This window comes from Flavobacterium sp. W22_SRS_FK3 (assembly GCF_052113665.1).
Taxonomy (GTDB): domain Bacteria; phylum Bacteroidota; class Bacteroidia; order Flavobacteriales; family Flavobacteriaceae; genus Flavobacterium.
In genome coordinates this window covers 257,110-279,368 of the sequence record NZ_JBGQOF010000002.1, presented here as the reverse complement: position 1 = coordinate 279,368, position 22,259 = coordinate 257,110, and the positions used below count along the sequence as shown (strand labels likewise).

The 22,259-nt window shown below is 34.8% G+C and carries 9 protein-coding genes; 5 read left to right on the top strand and 4 right to left on the bottom strand.

Annotated elements, in window-relative coordinates:
* The first annotated feature begins 40 nt into the window (after positions 1-40).
* Entirely contained in the window at positions 41-1,945 is a 1,905-nt protein-coding gene (glgB, locus tag ACEN2I_RS02850; protein ID WP_441764613.1) for a 1,4-alpha-glucan branching protein GlgB, read from the top strand.
* 198 nt (positions 1,946-2,143) lie between these two features.
* Positions 2,144-4,543, top strand: a complete 2,400-nt coding sequence (locus ACEN2I_RS02845; RefSeq protein ID WP_441764612.1) for a glycoside hydrolase family 31 protein — start codon at positions 2,144-2,146, stop codon at positions 4,541-4,543.
* 57 nt (positions 4,544-4,600) lie between these two features.
* On the opposite strand, the gene ACEN2I_RS02840 is transcribed toward ACEN2I_RS02845, so the two are convergent.
* The 4 genes from ACEN2I_RS02840 to ACEN2I_RS02825 form a co-directional block, all read right to left on the bottom strand.
* Positions 4,601-6,409 carry a prolyl oligopeptidase family serine peptidase gene (locus ACEN2I_RS02840; protein ID WP_441764611.1) on the bottom strand — a complete coding sequence of 603 codons (1,809 nt, stop codon included), beginning with the start codon at positions 6,407-6,409 and terminating at the stop codon, positions 4,601-4,603.
* Positions 6,393-9,359, bottom strand: a complete 2,967-nt coding sequence (locus tag ACEN2I_RS02835; protein ID WP_441764610.1) for a glycoside hydrolase family 2 protein — start codon at positions 9,357-9,359, stop codon at positions 6,393-6,395. The genes ACEN2I_RS02840 and ACEN2I_RS02835 overlap by 17 nt, the downstream gene beginning before the upstream one ends.
* 149 nt (positions 9,360-9,508) lie before the next feature.
* The gene (locus ACEN2I_RS02830; protein ID WP_441764609.1) at positions 9,509-10,633 is read right to left on the bottom strand and encodes a glycoside hydrolase family 88/105 protein; all 1,125 of its coding nucleotides are present in this window, start codon (positions 10,631-10,633) and stop codon (positions 9,509-9,511) included.
* Positions 10,634-10,655: 22 nt separating this feature from the next.
* Entirely contained in the window at positions 10,656-13,448 is a 2,793-nt protein-coding gene (locus ACEN2I_RS02825; protein ID WP_441764608.1) for a glycosyl hydrolase, read from the bottom strand.
* A 422-nt stretch (positions 13,449-13,870) separates the two neighbouring features.
* On the opposite strand from ACEN2I_RS02825, the gene ACEN2I_RS02820 reads away from it, so the two are divergent.
* From ACEN2I_RS02820 to ACEN2I_RS02810, 3 genes are all read left to right on the top strand, one after another.
* Entirely contained in the window at positions 13,871-17,014 is a 3,144-nt protein-coding gene (locus ACEN2I_RS02820) for a SusC/RagA family TonB-linked outer membrane protein (protein ID WP_441764607.1), read from the top strand.
* A 1-nt stretch (position 17,015) separates the two neighbouring features.
* Positions 17,016-18,560 (top strand): RagB/SusD family nutrient uptake outer membrane protein, encoded by a 1,545-nt coding sequence (locus ACEN2I_RS02815; protein ID WP_441764606.1) that lies wholly within the window; start codon positions 17,016-17,018, stop codon positions 18,558-18,560.
* A gap of 564 nt (positions 18,561-19,124) precedes the next feature.
* Positions 19,125-22,247 carry a SusC/RagA family TonB-linked outer membrane protein gene (locus ACEN2I_RS02810; protein ID WP_441764605.1) on the top strand — a complete coding sequence of 1,041 codons (3,123 nt, stop codon included), beginning with the start codon at positions 19,125-19,127 and terminating at the stop codon, positions 22,245-22,247.
* The last annotated feature ends 12 nt before the right edge of the window (positions 22,248-22,259 follow it).

The following is a 22,259-nucleotide window of genomic DNA, read 5'->3' as shown; positions in this document are numbered from 1 at the left end:
AAAAAAACAACTACCCACTAATTACTAAGAACTCAAATATATGTCCAACGTTATTACGCATTCTCTATTTACTGATTTTGATATCGATTTATTCAAAGCAGGGAAACACTTCAAATTATACGAAAAACTAGGTGCACACTTAGTAGAAGTTAATGGGGTAAAAGGCGTTTATTTTGCCGTTTGGGCACCCACTGCGCAATCTGTTTCGGTTGTTGGTGATTTTAATTATTGGATTCAAGGCAAACATTTGCTTCAGGTACGTTGGGACTCTTCTGGTATTTGGGAAGGTTTTATTCCAAATATAACCAAAGGGGCAATTTATAAATACAAAATCCAATCTAATATTGATGGAATTGTAACCGAAAAAGCAGATCCTTTTTCTTTATACTGTGAAAAACCGCCTCATACAGCTTCTGTTGTTTGGGATTTAGATCATAACTGGAGAGATGAAAAATGGATGCAATCGCGTCCTGATTACAATGCCTTAGACAAACCATATTCCGTTTATGAGGTACATTTAGGTTCCTGGAAGCGTGGCGATCATAATCGCTTTTTAACCTATTTAGAATTGGCGGATGATTTAGTAGCTTATGTAAAAGAAATGGGTTTTACACATGTAGAATTTATGCCCATTATGGAATATCCCTATGATCCTTCTTGGGGTTATCAATTAGTAGGATATTTTGCACCTACATCCCGTTTCGGCAAACCTCAGGATTTTATGGTTTTGATAGATAAGCTGCATCAGGCAGGCATTGGTGTGATCCTAGACTGGGTTCCATCACATTTTCCTGACGATGCACATGGCTTGGGTTTTTTTGACGGTTCCCATTTATATGAGCATCCAGACCGCAGAAAAGGTTATCATCCTGATTGGAAAAGCCTTGTTTTTAACTACGGTCGAAATGAAGTTCGCGCTTTTTTAATTAGCAATGCCGTGTTTTGGCTGCAGCATTATCATGTTGACGGGTTAAGAGTTGATGCCGTAGCCTCGATGTTATATTTGGATTATTCCAGAAATGAAGGCGAATGGGAATCCAATATTTATGGTGGAAGAGAAAACCTTGAAACGATCAGTTTTCTTAAAGAATTCAATGAAGTCATTTACGCGAATTTTGAAGGTGTTCAGACCATTGCTGAAGAAAGTACTTCTTTTCCTATGGTTTCAAGGCCAACATTTACAGGAGGATTAGGTTTCGGAATGAAATGGATGATGGGATGGATGCATGATACTTTAAAATATTTCCAAAAAGAAACAGTTTATCGCAAATACCATCAAAATGATTTGACTTTTTCAATGACTTATGCTTTTACCGAAAACTTCATGCTGCCTTTTTCTCATGATGAAGTAGTTTATGGAAAACAATCTTTAGTTTATAAAATGCCCGGGGATGAATGGCAGAAATTTGCCAATCTAAGATTGCTTTACGGTTATATGTTCACGCATCCCGGAACCAAATTATTGTTTATGGGATGTGAATTTGGACAAACTGCCGAATGGAATTTTGAGAATAGCCTGGATTGGCATTTATTACAATACGATTATCACTCGGGAATTAAAAAAGTAATTACCGATTTGAATCAGTTATATAAATCGAGTCCGGCTTTGTATGAAAAGCAATTCAATGGAGAAGGTTTTGAATGGATTAATTATTCAGATCATCAGAATGCGGTTTTATCGTATATACGAAAAGGAAATAACGCTCAGGAAAATCTAATTGTGGTTTGTAATTTTACTCCGGTTGTTCGGGAAAATTATAGAATTGGAATTCCTCAAAAAGGAAAACTAAAAGAAATTTTTAATAGTGATGCACAAATTTATGGTGGAAGCGGAATTGGAAATCCAGAGTCAATAGAAATTGAATCTTCTCCTTATGATGGAAGATATTTTTCTGTCGAATTAACTTTACCGCCATTAAGTGTTACCGTTTATTCTTTTTCATGAAAATTATTTCTTTTCTCGTACTGTGATTTTGTTATTTTTTAGATTATAAATTATTAAATTATTCGTTTTTTAACTTCTAATATATTGCTCTTTCAAAAAAAACGTTTTCGTTAATAAACCTAATATTCAGAGAGGTATACTTAGTTTTTTTGTATGTTTGGAACTAAGAAGAGTTAGTATAATTAATTCATTAGCAATATGATTGTAAATACACAATTAGAATATAAAGGAGATTTATATCCATCCAAAATTGTCTCGTATGAGCATGAGGGAGATTCTGTTTTTTTTCATACGGACAATAAAGTAATATTAAAAGTTACAATTCTTAGAGATAGTTTGATTCGGTTTCGATTTACAACCAAAGGCTATTTTAGTAATGACTTTTCGTATGCTATCGACAAAAGCCAGTTACATGGATACAATTTTCTTGAGGTATCTGAAGAAGAAACTTTTTTCCTGATCAGAACAAGTAAGGTAAAATGTAAAATTCAAAAAATAGATCTTCGTTTGTCTATTTTTGATTTGAATGATTTATTGATTCTGGAAGATGAACTTGGGTTTCATTGGGAAGAAAGCTATGAATATGGTGGGAATATTGTAAAAATGAGCAAATCATCAAAAGATGGTGAATGTTTTTACGGTCTTGGAGACAAAGCCACACAAATGAACTTAAAAGGCAAAAGAGTAGAGAATTTTGCTACAGACCAATATGCTTTTCAAAAAGATCAGGAACCGTTGTATAAAGTTGTTCCTTTTTATATTGGCTTAAATAATAAACAATCTTATGGTATTTTCTTTGACAATACCTTTAGGACTTTTTTTGATTTTTGTCAGGAAAGAAGAAACGTTACAAGTTTTTGGTCTGAAGGTGGCGAAATGAATTATTACTTCGTTTATGGACCACAAATGCAGGATGTGGTGACAACTTATACTGATTTAACCGGAAAACCTGAATTACCTCCGCTTTGGGTTTTAGGATATCACCAATGCAAATGGAGTTATTATCCTGAAAGCAAAGTCAAAGAAATCACATCGAAGTTTAGAGAGTTGAAAATTCCGTGTGATGCCATTTATCTGGATATTGATTATATGGAAGGTTTTCGATGTTTTACATGGAATAAAGAATATTTTCCGGATCCAAAACAAATGGTGGCTGAGTTAGCCGAAGATGGTTTTAAAACAATAGTAATTATAGATCCCGGAATTAAGATTGATAAGGACTACTGGGTATATAAAGAAGGTTTAGAGAAAGATTATTTTTGCAAAAGAGCCGATGGTCCTTATATGAAAGGAAAAGTCTGGCCGGGTGAATGTAATTTTCCTGATTATACGAATCCTGTTGTTCGCGAATGGTGGGCAGGTTTATTTAAAGAATTAATTTCAGATATTGGGGTAAAAGGAGTTTGGAACGATATGAACGAACCTGCTGTAATGGAGGTTCCAAATAAAACTTTTCCGATGGATGTTCGTCATGATTACGACGGAAATCCTTGCAGTCATAGAAAAGCACACAATATTTACGGCACCCAGATGGCAAGAGCGACTTATCATGGTGTGAAGCGATTTGCTTATCCAAAACGGCCGTTTGTGATTACCCGATCTGCTTATTCAGGCGCACAGCGTTATACATCATCCTGGACTGGAGATAACGTAGCAACCTGGGAGCATTTATGGATCGCTAATATTCAAGTGCAGCGTATGTGCATTTCAGGAATGGGTTTCACGGGTTCTGACATTGGAGGATTTGCTGAACAACCAACAGGAGAATTGTACGCACGCTGGATCCAGTTAGGTGTTTTTCATCCTTTTTGCAGAACACATTCCTCCGGAGACCATGGAAATCAGGAACCTTGGGCTTTTGATGAAGAAGTAATCAATATTACCAGAAAGTTCGTGAGCCTGCGTTATCAGCTATTACCTTATTTATACACTATGTTCTGGCAATATATTGAAGAGGGTATTCCAATGCTAAAACCTCTGGTATATTACGATCAGGACGATACTCAAACCTATTATCGAAATGACGAATTTATATTTGGAAACCACATTTTAGTGTGCCCAATCCTGGAGCCAAATGCTGTGGGAAGACGTATGTATATTCCAAGGGGGGAGTGGTATAACTATTGGACAAATGAATTTGTAACAGGAGGCAGGGAAATTTGGATTGATACCAAATTTGATGAGATTCCAGTTTTTGTTAAAGCAGGTGCTATTATACCAAAATATCCGGTTCAGCAATATGTTGGAGAACTTGAATTTGATGAATTGACACTGGATTTATACTATAAAAATGGCAAAGAAAAATCTGTAGTTTATGAGGATGCGCAAGATGGTTACGACTATAAAAAAGGGCGATACAGTTTCTTGTCTTTCAGAGCTATCGGAAAAGAAAAAGAGCTCATTATTCAATTACATAAAGAAGGAAAATATGATACCTCATATAGTAAATACAAGATTAACTTAATTGGACTGCCTTTTAAAGTTACTGAAATAGAAATCGATAATGAAAAAGTAGAATTTAACATTACTGATTTTGAAACGAATAATTTCTTAATTGTTGACAAGGAGTTTAATGAACTTCATATTATTGGAGAATAATTCATAAAATCTAAATAAGTAAAGACAGCGAAACTTTAAATGGGTTTAGCTGTTTTTTTATTCCTTTTTTAAAGCATCAATCTCGGCAGCAGAAACTTTAATCACAGTTCCATGTCGCGTTCCTGCAGGAAAACTAACTTGTTCTGAAATATCTTCCCAGCCCTTAGATGTCTGTTTTACAGCACCATATTTCTTTTGGGTGTACTTATCAAAATAAACAATCCATTTGTTATCTATTTTGATGGCTGTTGGACCTTCTGCCCAATAATCTCCTGTAATGGGCTCACTAGCTTTTGTATAGGGACCTTTCAGCTTTTTACTGGTTGCTATTTTTAAATTTTTCTGAACCGGTACTTTTGTTTCATCTTTCAGGTACATCGTAAATCCATTATCTGTTTTTACAATTGAAGCGTCTATGACATTAAATCCGGGTTCGTAAAGCAGTTTGGTTTTAGAAAATTTTTTAAAATCCTTAGTTGTAGTATAGTAAATCCTGTGATTATACCCTTTTTCTTCCTCTGATTTTGTCTCTAAAAATTTCCCATCAATAGTAGAAGCCCAATAAATCATATAAGTTTTCAATTTTTCATCATAGGTAATTTCAGGAGCCCATGTATTTCTTGCTTTTTCTTCATGCCCCATCACCGGAATAAATTCCTGCTTTGACCAATGAATCAAATCTTTTGAAGAAGCGTAACCAATGCCTTTATCTGTCCAGCTCACTGTCCAGACCATATGATATAATCCATCGCCTCCTTTAATAACGCAGGGGTCTCTCATTAGCTTATCTTTTCCAACTTCCGGAGTTAAAAATGATGTATCATTTTTTAAAGTGTTCCATTTGTAACCGTCTTCGCTGTAAGCCAGATGTAAACCGTCTTCTCCATTTCCTTTAAAATAGGTGAACACATAGCCATCTGATTTCAAAATGTAATTGTTGACAGCCAGCCATTTTTCGCAGGTTTTTGGCCAGGATGTATTCGTTCCTTTTGTTCCTAAGCCAAAACCGTGGCCGCCGTTTTCATACAAATGCATTTCTGCCGGAACTTTTTCTTTTTTTAGGGCTAAATAGTAATTGATACTGTTCTCTACAGGAACAGCTTTATCATCTGTTGCATGAACTAAAAATGCCTTTGGAGTCTCAGCTGTTATTTGTTTTTCATTCGAATATTTTTCGACTGTTTCGTTATCCGCATATTTCCCTAACAAATTATCTTTAGAACCTTGATGCGTAATTCCTTCCTGCATAGAAATTACAGGATAAATTAAAATTGAAAAATTGGGTTTTGCACTTGTCGTATCAGAAGGAATATAGACCTTATCGCTATAATGCGTAGATAAAGTGGAAGCCAGGTGGCCTCCGGCTGAAAACCCCATTATACCAATTTTGTTAGGATCTAATTTCCATTTAACTGCATTTCGGCGTACCAGTCTCACTGCCTCCTGAACATCTTGTAATGGAGCAATTGTTTTATTTTTCATAATCAAATCGCTTGGCAATCTGTATTTTAAAACAAAAGCATTGATTCCTATAGTGTTAAACCATTCGGCAACTTTAAAGCCTTCTTTATTGATCGCCAGCATTCCGTAACCACCTCCGGGGCAGATGATGACAGAGGTTCCGTTTGATTTTTCTGCATCTGCAAAATAAGCGGTAAGAGTAGGTGTCGTTACTTTACGAATATCTTCAGCAATACGGTTTTTATCAGTTACAACTTTTTCTGAATAATCATTGGATATAATTTCATCCGGAACTTTATCCCATACCAGTATTTCCTTTTTTTGAGAAAAAGCAGAAAGACCCATTCCTAAAGAAATACAAAATAATACTGCTTTAATTCGGTTTAAATTATTTGATTTTTTCATAAAATTCTATTTCGACAATGCGTAATTGTCCTTTTGCGTTTACTGCGGTTGGGTCTTTAAATAAATCTAGATCTTTGTTGGCTTCTACTTCAACAATTTTAGAAAATCCATCTTTTTCAGTGTTTGATCCGATGAGCTCAATTGTAATTTTTTCGGCTAAAACCGGCTCTAAAGGAATCGTAATATATCCTAAACTTTGTGTTGTATTGCCTTTAAAGACTTCTTTTCCATCTGCTAAAATACGAATTGGATAAATTTTAGACCTCCATCCCGTTAATTTTATTACGCATTCGTTTACCATTGCTGGTTTTGAGAACGTGTATGTTATTGAACCGGTTTTTACTTTTCCGTCATTTTTCCATTCAGTCAGTTCGTTGTCATCATAACTTTTAAAAGTATCTTCATTATTTGAAGGTGAAGTAGCGCTTACAATAGCAACAGGATTTCTTTTTACTAAATAAGATGGTGTTTTTGGAGTTGGTCCTCTTTCTAAATTGGAAGCTAAGTCAACTCCGGGAATAGCTGTAGAAAGTCCGTCCTCAGTTTTTATAGATTTACTTTCAAAATTCAGTTCTGCCGATTGCAATCCTTTGGCTGTAGCCGAAACTTTTATTTTTCCGCTATTTACTTTCGATTGCAGCATAACTCTGTTAATACCATTTTCAACTGGTATATTTTTAGAAAGAATATAATTTTTAGGCCCTTGAGCGATTCCTCCTAACCAGGTAACCGGGCCATCAACAGAAAAATTTATCATGTCATTGCTAATTGGACAGCGATTACCTTTTTCGTCTGTTACTTCAACATCAATTATAACAACGTCGGCACCATCAGCGATAAAGCCTTTTGGCTGCGTTATTAATTTAAGTTTGATAGATACAGGATTTCCAACAGTTATTTTTGAATCTACACTCAAAACAGTTCCGTTTTCATCATAGCCAATTGCTTTTATAGCTCCTTCTTTAAATGCAATATTTTCAAAAGTAAATAGAAACTGGTTGCTTTGTTTTCCAAAACCTTGTGAAATCCCGTTGATAAAAAGTTCTACTTTTGCAGCTGTAGAAACCACATAAATATTTTTGATCACTTTATCGGCGTAGTTCCAATGTCCCATAATGTGCGTTCGGTGTTTTTCGATATCAACCCAGCCGTCCCACATCACCTGATGTGCCCAAAATCCGTCTTTAGGAATACGCATGGCATCTACTTCACCACTGGTTCTGTAATTCGATTCGCCTCTGTGATGGGTATTGGAATCAGAAAAAATAATATTGACACCGCCTGAATTTACTCTTTTTCCGGTTCCGGGTCTTTCTCTGTAATAATCATACCAACGAATAATATTTTCAATCGCATGACGATCCTGATTGTGATTGTAATCTTCAGCAGGTTTGTCTCGATATAAAGGGCCAGCACCTTCTTTGTGAAAAGGAGGTGAAAATTCATCCCAATATTTACGCAGACCTTCATCTCTGGAATATTCGGTTGCCCAAAGCGGTTTTTGGGCACTTTTATTGATGTAAAGCATTTCTCCGCCATATTCGGCTTCTTTGCTGTCGAGCATTTCACGGGAGCCAATAGCACGTCCGCCATTTGGGTCATAAAGATTTCGAATATTTTTCATTTCTTTCATGTGTTCCTCGCTGATAGACTCATTACCGCTTTCATAAAAAATAATACTCGGATTATTTCGGTTGTAAATGATGGCGTCACGCATCAGGTTAACACGTTGAATCCATTGTTCGCCTTTAGCATCTTTTTCGGCATCTCCGGCAGGCATGGCTTGTAATAATCCAACTCTGTCACAGGATTCTACATCTTGTTTCCAGGGTGTAACGTGCATCCAACGCACTAAGTTTCCGTTACTTTCGACTATCAATTTATTGCTAAAATCACTAAGCCAAGGCGGAACTGACATGCCGATTGCCGGCCACTCATTACTGGTTCTTTGTGCATACCCTTTTACCTGAATAACTCTGTCATTTAGCCAGATTTCACCATTTTTGAATTCGGTTTTTCGAAAACCGGTTTTGGTCGAAACTTCATCAATGACTTTTCCATCTATTTTGAGAATGGTTTTTACGGTATACAAATAACCGTAACCCCAACTCCAAAAATGTAAATTAGTAACCAATTTACTGGTTTTTAAAATTTTAGTTTCATTTGGTAAAAAAGTTGTTTTTTCACCTGAAAAAGTTGCTATTTTCTTTCCATCATTATCTTCAATAACAACATTATATTCTATTTTTCTAATCGTTTCAAATTCATTTCGAACTTCTGTTTCAGCATGAATAACAGCAGTTTGTTTGGAAATATTAATATCAGCAGGATAAATGTAAACTCCCGTAGTTTTTAGATTAGAATAGAGTGGAAGCGTCTGGTACAATTTACTCGTAATATGAAGAAAAACGTTTTTTGGAATTCCACCATAATTGGCATTGAAATTCATGTTATTCCATTGATAGGTAGCGTTTGTGGCTATTTCCCTGTATTTCCAGTCATTATCAATCCTTAAAGCAATTGTATTTTCTTCTGGGAAAGGTTTTATAATTTCAGAAATATCAAAGCCAAAACCCATTACCCCATTTTCGTGAAGTCCTACTTTTTGTCCGTTGACATAAATTACACCACCCTGACGAATCCCTTCGAATTCTAGAAAAATCTTTTTGTTTTTGATTCCTTTGGGAAGTTTAAATTTCTTTCGATACCAGACAATTCCTGTGGTATGGTCATGAATGTCTTTTTCAAAAGCTTCTTCCTGATTGTAAGCATGAGGAAGAGTCACTTTTCTCCAAGCAGTATCATCAAAAACAGGAGATTCTGCATTTTGAGAATCTCCCGTTTTTAGTTTCCAATTGAAATTGAAATTGTATTTTTCTCTTTTAAATTCTTGTGAAAACAGATTTGAATTAAAGAGTATCAAAACAAGACAAAAGAATATTTTTTTCATGATAGATTGTTGGTTAGTTTGCGTGAGGGATGGAAGTGGAGCTCTTTTTTTTGGCTTTTGCTTCTTCTGTTAGCGATCGCTCGGGTCTGCCAAAAAAAAAGCGGGAACGTACAGCCCGACCCGACCTTTTCGGGAGGGGCACGCCCAAATTATTTCATTTTATAAATTTCTGATCCTGCCAATAAAAAGCACCCTAATCCGTAGTCTTCAAAATCCGGAATTTTATCGTAGGATAGTGGCTGACCATCTTTTGGTTCTTTTCCTGTAGATTGTAAGTATCCTAAAAATCCTGTGTCATGCAAAGCCTCTTTTGTCATAGCGTTCCATGCTTTTTCAACAACAGGTAAATACGTTTCTTTTTTTAAAATACCGCTGTTTATTCCATATGTCATTCCGTAAACGAACAAAGCTGTTCCTGAAGTTTCTTTTTCACCAAAATTCGTGGGATCGTGTAAACTTACATTCCAGAATCCGTCTGCTCTTTGAATCGGAACTAAAGCAGCAGCCATTGCTTTTAAATCTTTTACATATTGCTCTCTGTGAGGCGCATTTTTTGGAATTATAGTCAATACTTTTGCCAAAGCACCAATTACCCATCCATTACCACGGCTCCAGTAACAATCTTCTCCGTTTGGTTCTTTGTAGGGAGGGTCAAAATCGGCATCACGCCACCACAAACCATCTTTTGGATTAAAAAGACCGTTGTCGCCGTGTTTGTTTCTGGAATACATATACATTTCGTACATCTTTTCGTAGTAACGATTATCATTTTCAAGAACTCCTAATTTGGCAAAAACCGGCATTCCCATCTGGATAGCATCAATCCAGGACCAGTCGTCTAACTGAGGTGTGTTCAGCAACATGTTGATATTGGCTTTTGTGTTTTTTAGTTTTTTAGCATCAGGCTCCAAATTATATAAATCGATATACGTTTGAGCTGCACAATAATTATCGGCATTACGAGTAACGTTTCCACCGTTAAAACCCCATTTATGAAACTCAGACCAATCATAAGCATATTTGTAGTAGGCTTCTTTTGGGAAGATTTCATGCAAAGCCATTAATCCTTCATAATAAACGCCGCGAGTCCAGATGTTGCTTGGACGTTCTTTATTAGTGATAATGGTTTTACCGGTTTCCGGCCATTTTTGCATAAAATAATCATTGGCCAAAATCATTTGTTTTAGCACTAATTTTTTATCAAATGGCTGTTGTGCGCTTGTAATGTTTGCATATGAAATACATAATACAAGCAATAAAAGTAATTTTCTCATTTTTATATTCTTTATAATGGAATTAGTTTTGTTGTTTTAGGGGTGTAATTGTAACAGGACCTAATAATCCGGATGGCATTGGGGACCATTTTGTGGCATCGAATTTTTTATAGTCTTTGTCAACCATATTGATTTCGTAAAAAATCTTCCATTCTTCACCTTTTAATTCTTTATCACGAATTCGGTTGGCAGAAAGGTTCGTTACCTGAATTTTTAGAGTATTTTTTCCTGATTTTAATTTTCCGATATTCAATTTATAAGGCACAGACCATGCAGTACCAATGAATTCATCGTTTAACCAAACTTTTGCACTTTCTCTTACATCTCCTAAATTTAAACTCCATGATTCTGCTTTAGCATTTGGGTTATCAAACTCTAAAGTGTAAGTTGCAGATCCTGAAAAAGCTTCGGCTTCAGAACCTAATTTTGTCCATGACTCTAAGTTTGAAACAGTAGCAGCTGGAGGCAATTTTGGACCGCCTTTGTCGAAATTAATTTTCCAGTTTCCTTTTAATGCAATGGCATCAGCAGTTGGTTCTAAATAATTCCATTTTTTTTGTGAAGCGGTATTTTCTGTTTTCAAAAAATAAGACTGCCCTGGTTCGATTTTTATTTTCACCAAAGTATTTTTGGCTGTTTTTTGAACGATTGCATTTCCGTAATTTTTGTTTAACGGATCAAAAATCACCACTTCTTTGTTGCCGATTTCTAACGGAATAAATCCATCAATTGTTTTCGGAGTATGGTTTACCAGGTAATATACTTTTTCGCCGTCAACATTTCTTCTAATAAATTTTAGGCCTGTATTTACAAGTGTTTCTGGATATATTTGAGCATTTTCCAACGTTTCAAAAATATTCGAAACAGGTTTTACAGCTTCTTTATTTTCAGCTAAAACAGACTGAAGCTTTGCTTCCTGATTTTTATAATCATTAAATCCCGGAACAGATTCCGGCAATCCCTGAAAAATAATTTTACCACCGGCTTTTTGTAATTCTATCAGTTTTTGCAAGGTTGCAAGAGGCATTTTTTTACATACAGGAATTATTAAGGATTTAAAAACACCGCCCGGAACACTAATTTTTCCGTCTATTATTTTGGCTGTGGCAATAAAATTATCAGAAATAAAATCGACTCCGTACCCTTTTTTTATTAATTCTTTGGTAGTGTCGTAAAAGGATGTTCCGTGCAGCCATTCAGGCAATGAATGTATTTTGAATTGAAAAAACAAACTCCCATCATGATATTTGTCCCAGTTGTCAAAAATAGGCCAGTAAAGCAATATTTCATTGTCTGGTTTGCCTTGCTGAAGCATAGACTGACAGTTTGCAATGTATGAAAAGAGAGCAGGAGCATCTTCCCAAATGCTATTATTGGCATTAAAATTTACAGATGCATAAAATTGCCATCCCGGCCAGACGGCTCTTTCTGGTGAATAGGTTGAACCATGAAGAAAAATATGATTGACTCCGTTTAGCATTAAATCTTCGGCTTCCGGTTTGCATTGTGACAAGGCAGTCTTGAAATGTTCTCTCAGCCAGGTAAAAGTTTCTGATGAAACCAGGTTTTTTCCGGAAATATGTGCTGCAGAAGAGGAGAATTTAAGCATTACAGGATCGGCATCACCTTCGCGGATATCTTCTTTATCACGTCTGAAACCCGGAATATCAAATGGCATAGACCCAAAAGTTTCACATTCAGGAATGTCCGCAGAACCGTATAAATCAATTAAATTTCCCGGAGATCCATGTGCCTGAAGTTTGGTTTTGAAGTTTTTTGAGTGTGCCCATTGCGTCCATTGTTTATCAAATTTATTCAATAATAAGTCGGCTATGGTTTGTCTGTAATCACTTCTTATTCTGTTCGCCATTTCATTATCAGTTTCATTTAATAGTAAAGGCAAGTGCTTTTTGAGATCGTAGCCTCTTCTATTTTGAAACTCTTCGAAAAAATTAGGAGTGAAATCAGTTCCGTACACTTCATAACTGTCATTAAAAATAGCCCTGATTTTTCCTTCTCGGCCTTTTAAAGCTTTGTTAAACGGAACAACATAAGCATTTAAAGCTTCTTCTGAATAATGATCCAAAGTATATCCTTTGCCACCAGGAGCGGATCTTTTTACCTGTTGACCGGTTTTACCGCTAAAGACAGCATATAGTGTATAATTTGTTTTTTTTGCTTTCCATTTTAATTTATTTGGTTCTAATGTCGGTAATGCTAAAGCAGTTCCTTCAATACCTTTATCGCTTAACTTTGAAGTTCTGTTTTTTAGCTGATCAGTCAGGTTTATATAACTCCCATCACTGCCGTAAGCTACTACATATAAAAGTTCTGCGGGAGTTTTTTCCTTAGTATCTTCCAGTTTAATAGTCTTATCTATTGTTTCGTTCTTTTTTAGCTGATATTTTTCTACAATCAGTTTTGTTGCAGCATGAGGTAAAGTTACATGAGAACCTCCGTAAGGCCAGCCAGTTCCTAAAACCATATCTACCTGCATATGAAGGCTGTCGGAAACATGGATAGTATAATCCAGCATTTCCATCCATTTTGGAGACAGATAATCGATGAAATTATTTTCTTCTCCTTTTACACCATATATAGGAGTAATTTCTACACCGCCAATTCCCGCTTTATGAAAATCTATAAGACTCCTTTTTAAGTTAGGTTTATCTACAGCACTTCCCATCCACCACCAGCGAGCCCAAGGCTGATTTATAGTACTGGATTTTGGCCAGGGAGATTCATCTTGCGAATAAGAATTGACGCTTATCAATATCGTTAAAAGAAAAAAAAGTGGTGTTTTGATAAATTTCATTATAAAGATTGTATTCGACGGTTTATAGTAAAAATATTTGAAGCTGGTAACAAAAGCAAAATAAAATCATAAAAAGTAAATGTAAATTTGATTTGCGAATTTGCTATCCTGTTCCGTCCTGCTGTTTATTATTATCAATAATTTAATAAATAAACAATAGAGTATGTTTTTTTTTATTTGTTATTTTTTTATGTAAAAAAGTATGGATAAATAAAAAATAATTTACTTAAATTTTAAATTCTGTAGTAATATAAATAGTGTGAGTTTGTGTTGTTAATCAGTAACTTGCCCTTTATTTGTTAAATAAAAATTAAATGTAAAGTATAAAGTATTGAAAGTTAGCAGGATACTACAGGATGCTGTCGAATGTGGTTCTGAATAAATTTGAGTAAACTAATTTATTAATGAAATCTAACTTTTTTATGAAAAACAAAATTAATCATCTGCTGATTATAGTCATGTTTGCAATATTGCATGCGTCCGGTTATGCACAGAATAAAGAGGTCACTGGTTCAGTTACTGATCAGGCTAAACTCTCTATACCAGGAGTGAACGTATTAGTAAAAGGGACAAATAGAGGAACGAGTACAGATTTTGACGGTCATTATAAAATATCAGTTTCTCCGGGAGAAACTTTAGTTTTTTCTTTCGTAGGATTTGTTTCAAGAGAACTAAAAATAGGCACTTCAAATAATTATAACATTTCTTTAGATGCTGAAAGTTCAAGTTTAAATGAAGTTGTTGTTATTGGGTACGGTACACAAAAGAAAAAATTAACTTCTGGAGCTATATCTGCTATTAAAACAGAAAATTTCACTGAAAGACCTATCTCCAGAGTTGATCAGGGCATGATTGGTCAGATTGCAGGCGTTCGTGTAAAACAAACTACTGGTTTACCTGGTCAGCCTTTTAGTATTGAAATTCGTGGTGCAGGTTCTATTACTGCCGGAAACGAGCCTTTGTATGTGGTAGACGGTTTTCCTATTTCTACAGAAGGAACAAATGCTAATGGGGGGTTTTCAAATGGAAGTCCTTTAGATAATATGAATCCAAATGATATTGCTTCTATTGAGGTATTGAAAGATGCGGCAGCAGCATCAATTTATGGTTCGAGAGCTGCTAATGGTGTTGTTTTAATTACTACCAAAAAAGGGAAAAAAGGAAAAGCTAAATTTACTTTTAATACCTACGGAGGTATAAATAAAGAAGCGAACAGAGTGGATATGTTGTCATCTGAAGGATGGATTAGAAGAGCTAAGACAATGATTGATACGCAATGGATAGCTTCAGGTATTACAGGAGCTTCTGCAAATCAGACAAACGCTGAGCGTATTGCTGCTTATAATTCAGTAAATCCTACAGCACCTCTTAATACAAGCAATAACAGATATTATACGTATTTGTATGATGACAGATGGGATATTCCGGGACATCCCGGATTGGATTATATTGATTGGCAGGACAAAGTTTTCCGTACAGGTGAGTTTAGTAATTATCAATTATCCGCCTCAGGAGCAACTGATGTTGTTAATTATTATGTTTCGGCTAATTATCAAAAAAACACTGGATACATTGTAGGTACAGATTATACTTTGTTTTCTGCAAGAGCAAACATTGATGTTAAACTATCTGATAGTTTTAGAATCGGAATTAATTTAGCTCCTTCTTATTCTGAAAAAAACGATCCTGGAGTTGAAGGAAAGGATAATACTTTATTTAAAGCGCTTACGGCAACACCTGTTTTTGAAAGTGCTGCTAATGCCGCGGGTGAAAAATATACAACAAGATATGCTTGGGGAAGCAGCACTACTAATATGCTTAATGCGTTGGGCAGAACTGGTAAAAATTCGATGTATAGAAATTTAGTTTCGACTTATGCCGACTATAAATTTGCAAATGACTTTACACTAAAAAGTACCCTTAATTTCGATAATTCTGATAATGTATTTGAAAGTTATACACCAAATGATGTTCAGGCAAGCATAAGGGGAGCATATAATACTTACAGAAGATTAAATATTGTAAACGAAAACACTTTGACTTACATTAAATCTCTAGGGGATCACAGTTTTAATGTTCTTTTAGGAGAGTCATTCAGTTCTTACAAAATTACAAGATCGAGCCTTTCTTCAGGTGGGCTTTATAATAGTTCAACTATTGAAACACTTCCAACAGGATCTTTAGGTTCTACTAATTCTGAAAAAAACACTTTATTATCTTTTTTTAGTAGATTTCAATATGATTATAAAGAAAAGTATATCCTTTCTGCTAGTATCAGAAGTGATGGTTCATCTAAGTTTGGAAGTGATAAAAGATGGGGTACATTTTATTCTTTATCATTAGGCTGGAGAGTTAAACAGGAGTCATTTTTAAAAGATGTGGATTGGCTGAATGAATTAAAATTAAGAGCCAGTACAGGAACTAATGGTAGTAACAATATTGGTAGTTATTCATCTTACTCTACATTAGGATCGTTTAATTATTCAACAGGAGGAGTTGTTGCAATTGGTCAGGGAGTAAATTCTATAGGAAATCCGTTGTTACACTGGGAAGAGTCTAAAAGTATTGACTTCGGATTGGATTTTTCAATTCTAAAAAACAGAATTTCTGCAACATTCGATATGTATAGAAAAACAAACAGCGATTTGTTGCTAAGACTTCCGGTTCCGGGAGCATCAGGATTTACAAGTTATCTTACTAATGTTGGATCGGTTCAAAATCAAGGATGGGAGTTTGAATTCAATACCCTAAATGCTAAGACTGATAGTTTTGAATGGAGAACATCCGCTAATATAAGTCATAACGAAAACAAAGTACTGGCGTTAGGTCCTGATCAGACTAAAATAGAAATCAGTAATTCATTTGACGGAGGTGTTCCATTTGTAAAATTAGAAGTAGGAAAACCAATGTATACTATTTTCGGTCTGAAACAAAATGGAGTAGTAACTCAAGCGGATATTGATAATGGAGGAACAACTATTGGGGGTAACAAATTAGTTTTGGGAGATCCAAGATATATTGATCAAAATGGTGATAAAAAAATTAACTCAGAAGACAGGGTTGATTTAGGAAATCCAACACCACAATATACTTGGGGCATTACGAATACTTTTAAATACAAAGATTTGGATTTAAGCGTATTGGTACAAGGTCAAAACGGAGGAACAGTTTATGGATTAACTGGAAGAGCTATTAATCGTACCGGAATGGGATCAGTTGAAAATGCATTAAATGTAGATCCTGCAGTGAGAGGAAACTGGAAAACTTCTTTTGGATATCAGGCAAATTCTGATTGGATGTATAAGTCCGATTATATTAGTATCAGAAGTATTTCTATAGGATATAATTTAAGAGAAGCTGTTAAAAGTATTAAAAGAATAGATAATATGAGGCTTTATGTAACAGGTGAAAACTGGTTCTATTGGAATAAATACAGTGGAGGTTTTAATCCAGAAGCGGTAAATACTTCCGGAAGTTCAAATAATGATTTTGCAGTTCCTGTAGATTATGGAGGGGCGCCTTTAGCAAAATCAATCGTTTTAGGTCTTAACATTAATTTTAATTAAAATGAAAAAATATATTTATTTACTAGCAGCAAATTTACTTTTGCTTGGTACAGTTTCCTGCACAGATGAACTTGCACAAGTACCTTTATCACAAGGCACTGAAGAAAATTTTTATGCTACCCCGGGAGATTTTGTTCAGGCAAGAAATGCAGTATATTCAGTTGCATTTCATGGAACCGGTACTTATGGTTATGTAAATCGGGTGTTGAATTTAAGTGAAACCAGATCAGATAATTTATTAGCATTAACAACAGCTTCTAGGGATTGGGAAGGGATTAATAGTTTTTATACTTCTATTAGTTCTAATACCTACGTAAAAGAAGCTTATGTCAGTAATTTTAATGCTATTTATAAAGCGAATCAGTTATTGGAAAAAATTTCTGAAAAAGGAGATGTTATTTTTACAAATCCGGCAGATAAAGCATCAATGGCTGCCGAAGCCCGTTTTTTAAGAGCATTTTGTTATTTTGATTTAATCAGATGGTTTGGAAGGGTTCCGTTAATAGACAGAACAATGACAGCACAAGAAGCGTCAAAAATTGGAAGAAGTCCTGTTGTAGATATTTACAATTTCATCATTTCAGATTTAGAATTGGCAATTCCGGATCTTACAACTTCAACTACAGATAATGCTTATGTTGGCCGTGTTACTAAATATGGAGCGAAAGCATTATTAGGTTTAGTATATATGACACGTTCAAGTCCTACTTACGGTATTGATGGAGCTATGCTTGGTTTGAATGAATGGGATAAGGCATATCAACAATTAAATGATATTAAAACAAGTGGTTCATTTGTTTTTGGTACAGACTACGCAAGCATATTTAAATTAGAAGGAACTGCAAATAAAGAAAATGTATTAACTATTCCGTATACACAAAGCTTAGCAAGTTCAATTGGAGGAAATTTCATGATTGAAGTAGGGTATGAGCCTTATTTTGCTTCTGTAGGAATAACTTCAAATCAGGGGTCTTTGGAAGGCAGACCTATTTCAACAGGTTTTTTAAATATGTTTGCTGCAAATGACAATAGAAAAGCTATTGGTATTGCCACAAGTTATACAGTAGCTTCAGGTACTTATAAAGGAAGTTATACTTTTCCCGTTTACAAAAAATACATTGATCCAACCAGATACGGAACTGGAGGGCGTGAAGACTGGGGTGTGGATTTTATGGTAATTCGTTATACAGACGTATTGATGATGATGGCTGAATGTACACTTCATGGTGGAGGCGGAACTCAGGCGGATGTTGACGGAATTGTAAATCAGGTAAGAACGAGAGCAGGTGTGGCTGCAAATGCATCAAATATCACATTGGATCAATTATTTGATGAAAGAAGAAAAGAATTCTTTTCTGAAGGAACAAGATGGTTTGATTTAATCAGGTCAGGAAATGCTTTAACTATTATGAATGCGTGGAAAGCAGCCGAAGATACTGGGAATAAAATTAGAACAATTAATAAAAATTCATTGTTATATCCAATTCCTTTATCAGAAATGTTAGCAGTTCCTGGACTTTACGATCAGAATCCGGATTATGACTAAAAAATAAATTTGCCCCAATTTTTATTTTGTTTTTTTGAAGAAACCGTCTCTTTTGAGGCGTTTTTTTTGTTTGTAAGGTATTTACAAGGTATTAATCATATGATTTTTTAATGTCATCGATTACATTTGTGTAAAAATATTAGTCTTTTTCTGTAAATTAAGGATATGATATTTATGTTTAATGTAATTATTTTGTCAATTTATTATTTATTTAAAATATTTTTAACGTTTTATTTTTTATTATAAAAAAAATAATACATTTGTGTAATCGATTGCATTATTATTTTGTTTTTTGAATAATTGATAAACGATTGTGCTTTTCATTGAATAATAAATTTTTGGATGAAAAGATCAGCCCCCGAACTGATTAACGTTTGTATTTTTTGTAGTTTCATTCTTACTAACTTTAAATTTAAAGATAAAAAATAATTAACCATATAAACCAAACCTGAAACACATGAAATTAATGAGATGATGCAGGTAGTACATGATACTACAGGATACTGCGAATCCAGTTTGTGAATAAATTTGAAATAACTAATCAATTAACCAAAATTAACATTTATGAAAAACAAATTAAATCTTCTGCTGACTATAGCAATGATGGTATTGCTCAATGCCTCTGCTTATGCTCAGAGCAAAGTAATTAAAGGAGTCGTTAAAGACGCCTCCGGGTTACCAATACCAGGTGCTAATGTACTTATAAAAGGAACCCAAAAGGGAACCAGTACGGATTTGGATGGTAGTTATACAATTAATGTTTCTTCCGGAGCAGTACTTGTTTATAGTTTTATAGGATTTAAAACAGAAGAGAAAACTGTGAATGAAACGGGAGTGTATAATATTATCATGAAAGAAGTTGATAATTCTCTTGAAGAAGTTGTTGTTGTAGGTTATGGGGTGAGAAAGAAAAAAGACCTAACTGGGTCAATTGTGAGTGTAAGCTCTGAACAAATAAGTTCAAGACCGGTTCAAAATGCTGTTCAGGCTATGCAAGGAAAAGCTGCCGGTGTTGATATTTCTTCAAATGAGCGGCCAGGTACTGTAGGAAAAGTAACAATACGTGGTGCCCGTTCTATTTCTGCTTCAAACTCACCTCTTTATGTAGTGGATGGAGTTCCAATTAATAATTCTAAACCATTGGCTGGGGCTTTGGGTAAATCAGTCAGTGATGTCAGTGATTCTAATTCAGGAGGTATTGATTTTTTGAATCCTAGCGATATTGAATCTATTGATGTTTTAAAAGATGCATCTGCAACGGCAATTTATGGTTCACGTGGAGCAAATGGAGTTATTATCGTAACCACTAAAAAGGGCAAAAATGGTAAATTTGCATTAAACTACAGTACTTCACTTACTACAGAAAAAATTCATGAAAATGCTCCAATAATGTCTGCTGGTGAATATATTGATTTTCGTAGATGGGCTAGATATTATTCAAATCCAACAGCTTTCCCAAAAGGTGACGCTCCAACAATCGCTAATGATGAGTTAATTTTTTTAAAATCGGCAGATGCATCTGCTTGGGCAAATATTGCAAAAGGATGGGAAAATGGTACATGGGATGGCTCTAAAGTGGCAACAACAGACTGGACAAAGTTCGTAACCCGTACTGGGATTACTCAGCAGCATACGATAGCTGTTAGTGGAGGAACTGAAAAAATGAAGGGATATGGCTCATTTGGTTATACAGGAAACACAGGAGTCTTAAAGGGACAAAGTTTTAAACGTTATAATGGCGTAGCGAATGTAGATATTACACCAACGGACTGGTTTTCTATGGGAGCTAATCTTAATACGAGCTATAGTATAAATGAGTATGGACAATCAAATATTGGACGATCTGCTGTAAGCAGTACAGCCGGTATATATAATTCAGCACGACTTAATCTCCCATATACAGTTCCCTATGATAGTAGCGGTAACAGAATTGATAATCCTGGAGGAGATAATACTATTAGAACAGTTATCGATGAAGATAAATATTCTCAGGATCAACGTGTAACATTACGAGCCTTTGGTAGTTTTTATACTCAATTAGATTTAGGTAAACTTATTCCGGTATTGGGTGGTTTAAAATACAGATTAAATTTTGGACCGGATATAACTTCTTACCGTGATGGGGTATTTTTAGATGGTAGATCAGCTGCACGTTCAGGAACAAGTTTTGCTTCATTGATTAAAGCACAAACAGTCTCTTATACATTAGATAATCTACTTTTTTATAATAAAACCTTTGGAAAACATGATTTAGGTCTTACCTTCTTACAGAGTAAAACAGGTTATGAATACGAAGATAGTATGATGGCTGCTAATGATGTTAAAAATCCTGAAAACAAATGGAACGCTTTAACTCCTTCAAATGTAACTCTTAGTAACTATTCTACTAATTTAATTGAGTCAGGTTTGTTATCTTACATGGGGAGGGTAACATATGGTTATGACAATAGATATTTGTTAACGGCATCAGGACGATATGATGGAGCATCACAATTAGCAGAAGGAAAAAAATGGGATTTTTTCCCAAGTGCTTCATTGGCATGGAACATGAATCAGGAAAGTTTTTTAAATGATGTTTCCTGGATAGATCAATTAAAGCTTAGAGTAGGTTTTGGAATTACCGGCAATGCTGCCGTTGATCCTTATTCTACACAACCACCACTGGTTGGTATTGTTTATCCTAACGGTTCAGGTTTAGTAAATAATGCAACTTTAGGAAATCCAGATTTAGGATGGGAAAAAACGAAACAAATTAACTATGGTATTGACTTCTCTTTTATCAATAGCAGATTATCCGGAACTTTAGAATACTATACGAGCAATACAACTGATTTATTATTAAAAAGAAGCGTTCCTACACCTACGGGTTATAGAGATACTTATGCAAACGTTGGTGAGACAGAAGGGGAAGGTGTTGAGCTTACATTAAATACTATAAATGTTAGAGCAAAGGATTTTGAATGGAGTTCAAATTTAAGTTTTTCTTATCAACAAAGCAGAATTGTAACATTGGCAACTGGTAAATTTGATGATATCAATAATAATTTATTTATAGGCCAGCCACAAAATGTGCTTTATGGATATGAGTCAAATGGAATTTGGAAACCGGAGGATGCTACAGAAATGGCTAAATTTAATGCTAATGGCGCTTCATTTACATTTGGTAATGCAAGGCCGGTGGATCAAAATGGTGATTACAAAATTGATGCAAATAATGACCGTGTTATAATTGGTAGTGCTGATCCTAAATATATTGCAGGGTTAACCAATACATTTAGATATAAAAATGTAGAATTATCATTCTTTATTTATGGACGTCTGGGATATCTTTATAATACAGGTGGTGAAAATGAAGGCGCTAAGGGCAGTCAAAGATCTATTGATTTTTATACTGATAACAATATTAATGCTGAATATCAAAAACCAATTTACTCTGCGGGTACAGGAGATTCTTTTTTTCCAATCTTAGGTTATCGTGATGGTGCATTCTTAAAAATGCGAAATATATCTTTAGGATATAATTTCACAAATGAAATGGCTGCAAAAGCAGGAGTTTCTAAATTGAGACTGTATTTTCAGGTTATGAATCCGGGTATGATTTATAATAAAGTAAAATGGATGGATTTGGATACACAGTCAACAGCTTCTAACAGAGGATTTACTTTAGGTTTAAATGTTGAACTTTAAAATTTAATAATG

Coding starts and splice junctions, on each gene's coding strand:
- glgB (WP_441764613.1), top strand. CDS start 41: ATGTCCAACGTTATTACGCATTCTCTATTTACTGATTTTGATATCGAT.
- ACEN2I_RS02845 (WP_441764612.1), top strand. CDS start 2,144: ATGATTGTAAATACACAATTAGAATATAAAGGAGATTTATATCCATCC.
- ACEN2I_RS02840 (WP_441764611.1), bottom strand. CDS start 6,409: ATGAAAAAATCAAATAATTTAAACCGAATTAAAGCAGTATTATTTTGT.
- ACEN2I_RS02835 (WP_441764610.1), bottom strand. CDS start 9,359: ATGAAAAAAATATTCTTTTGTCTTGTTTTGATACTCTTTAATTCAAAT.
- ACEN2I_RS02830 (WP_441764609.1), bottom strand. CDS start 10,633: ATGAGAAAATTACTTTTATTGCTTGTATTATGTATTTCATATGCAAAC.
- ACEN2I_RS02825 (WP_441764608.1), bottom strand. CDS start 13,448: ATGAAATTTATCAAAACACCACTTTTTTTTCTTTTAACGATATTGATA.
- ACEN2I_RS02820 (WP_441764607.1), top strand. CDS start 13,871: ATGAAAAACAAAATTAATCATCTGCTGATTATAGTCATGTTTGCAATA.
- ACEN2I_RS02815 (WP_441764606.1), top strand. CDS start 17,016: ATGAAAAAATATATTTATTTACTAGCAGCAAATTTACTTTTGCTTGGT.
- ACEN2I_RS02810 (WP_441764605.1), top strand. CDS start 19,125: ATGAAAAACAAATTAAATCTTCTGCTGACTATAGCAATGATGGTATTG.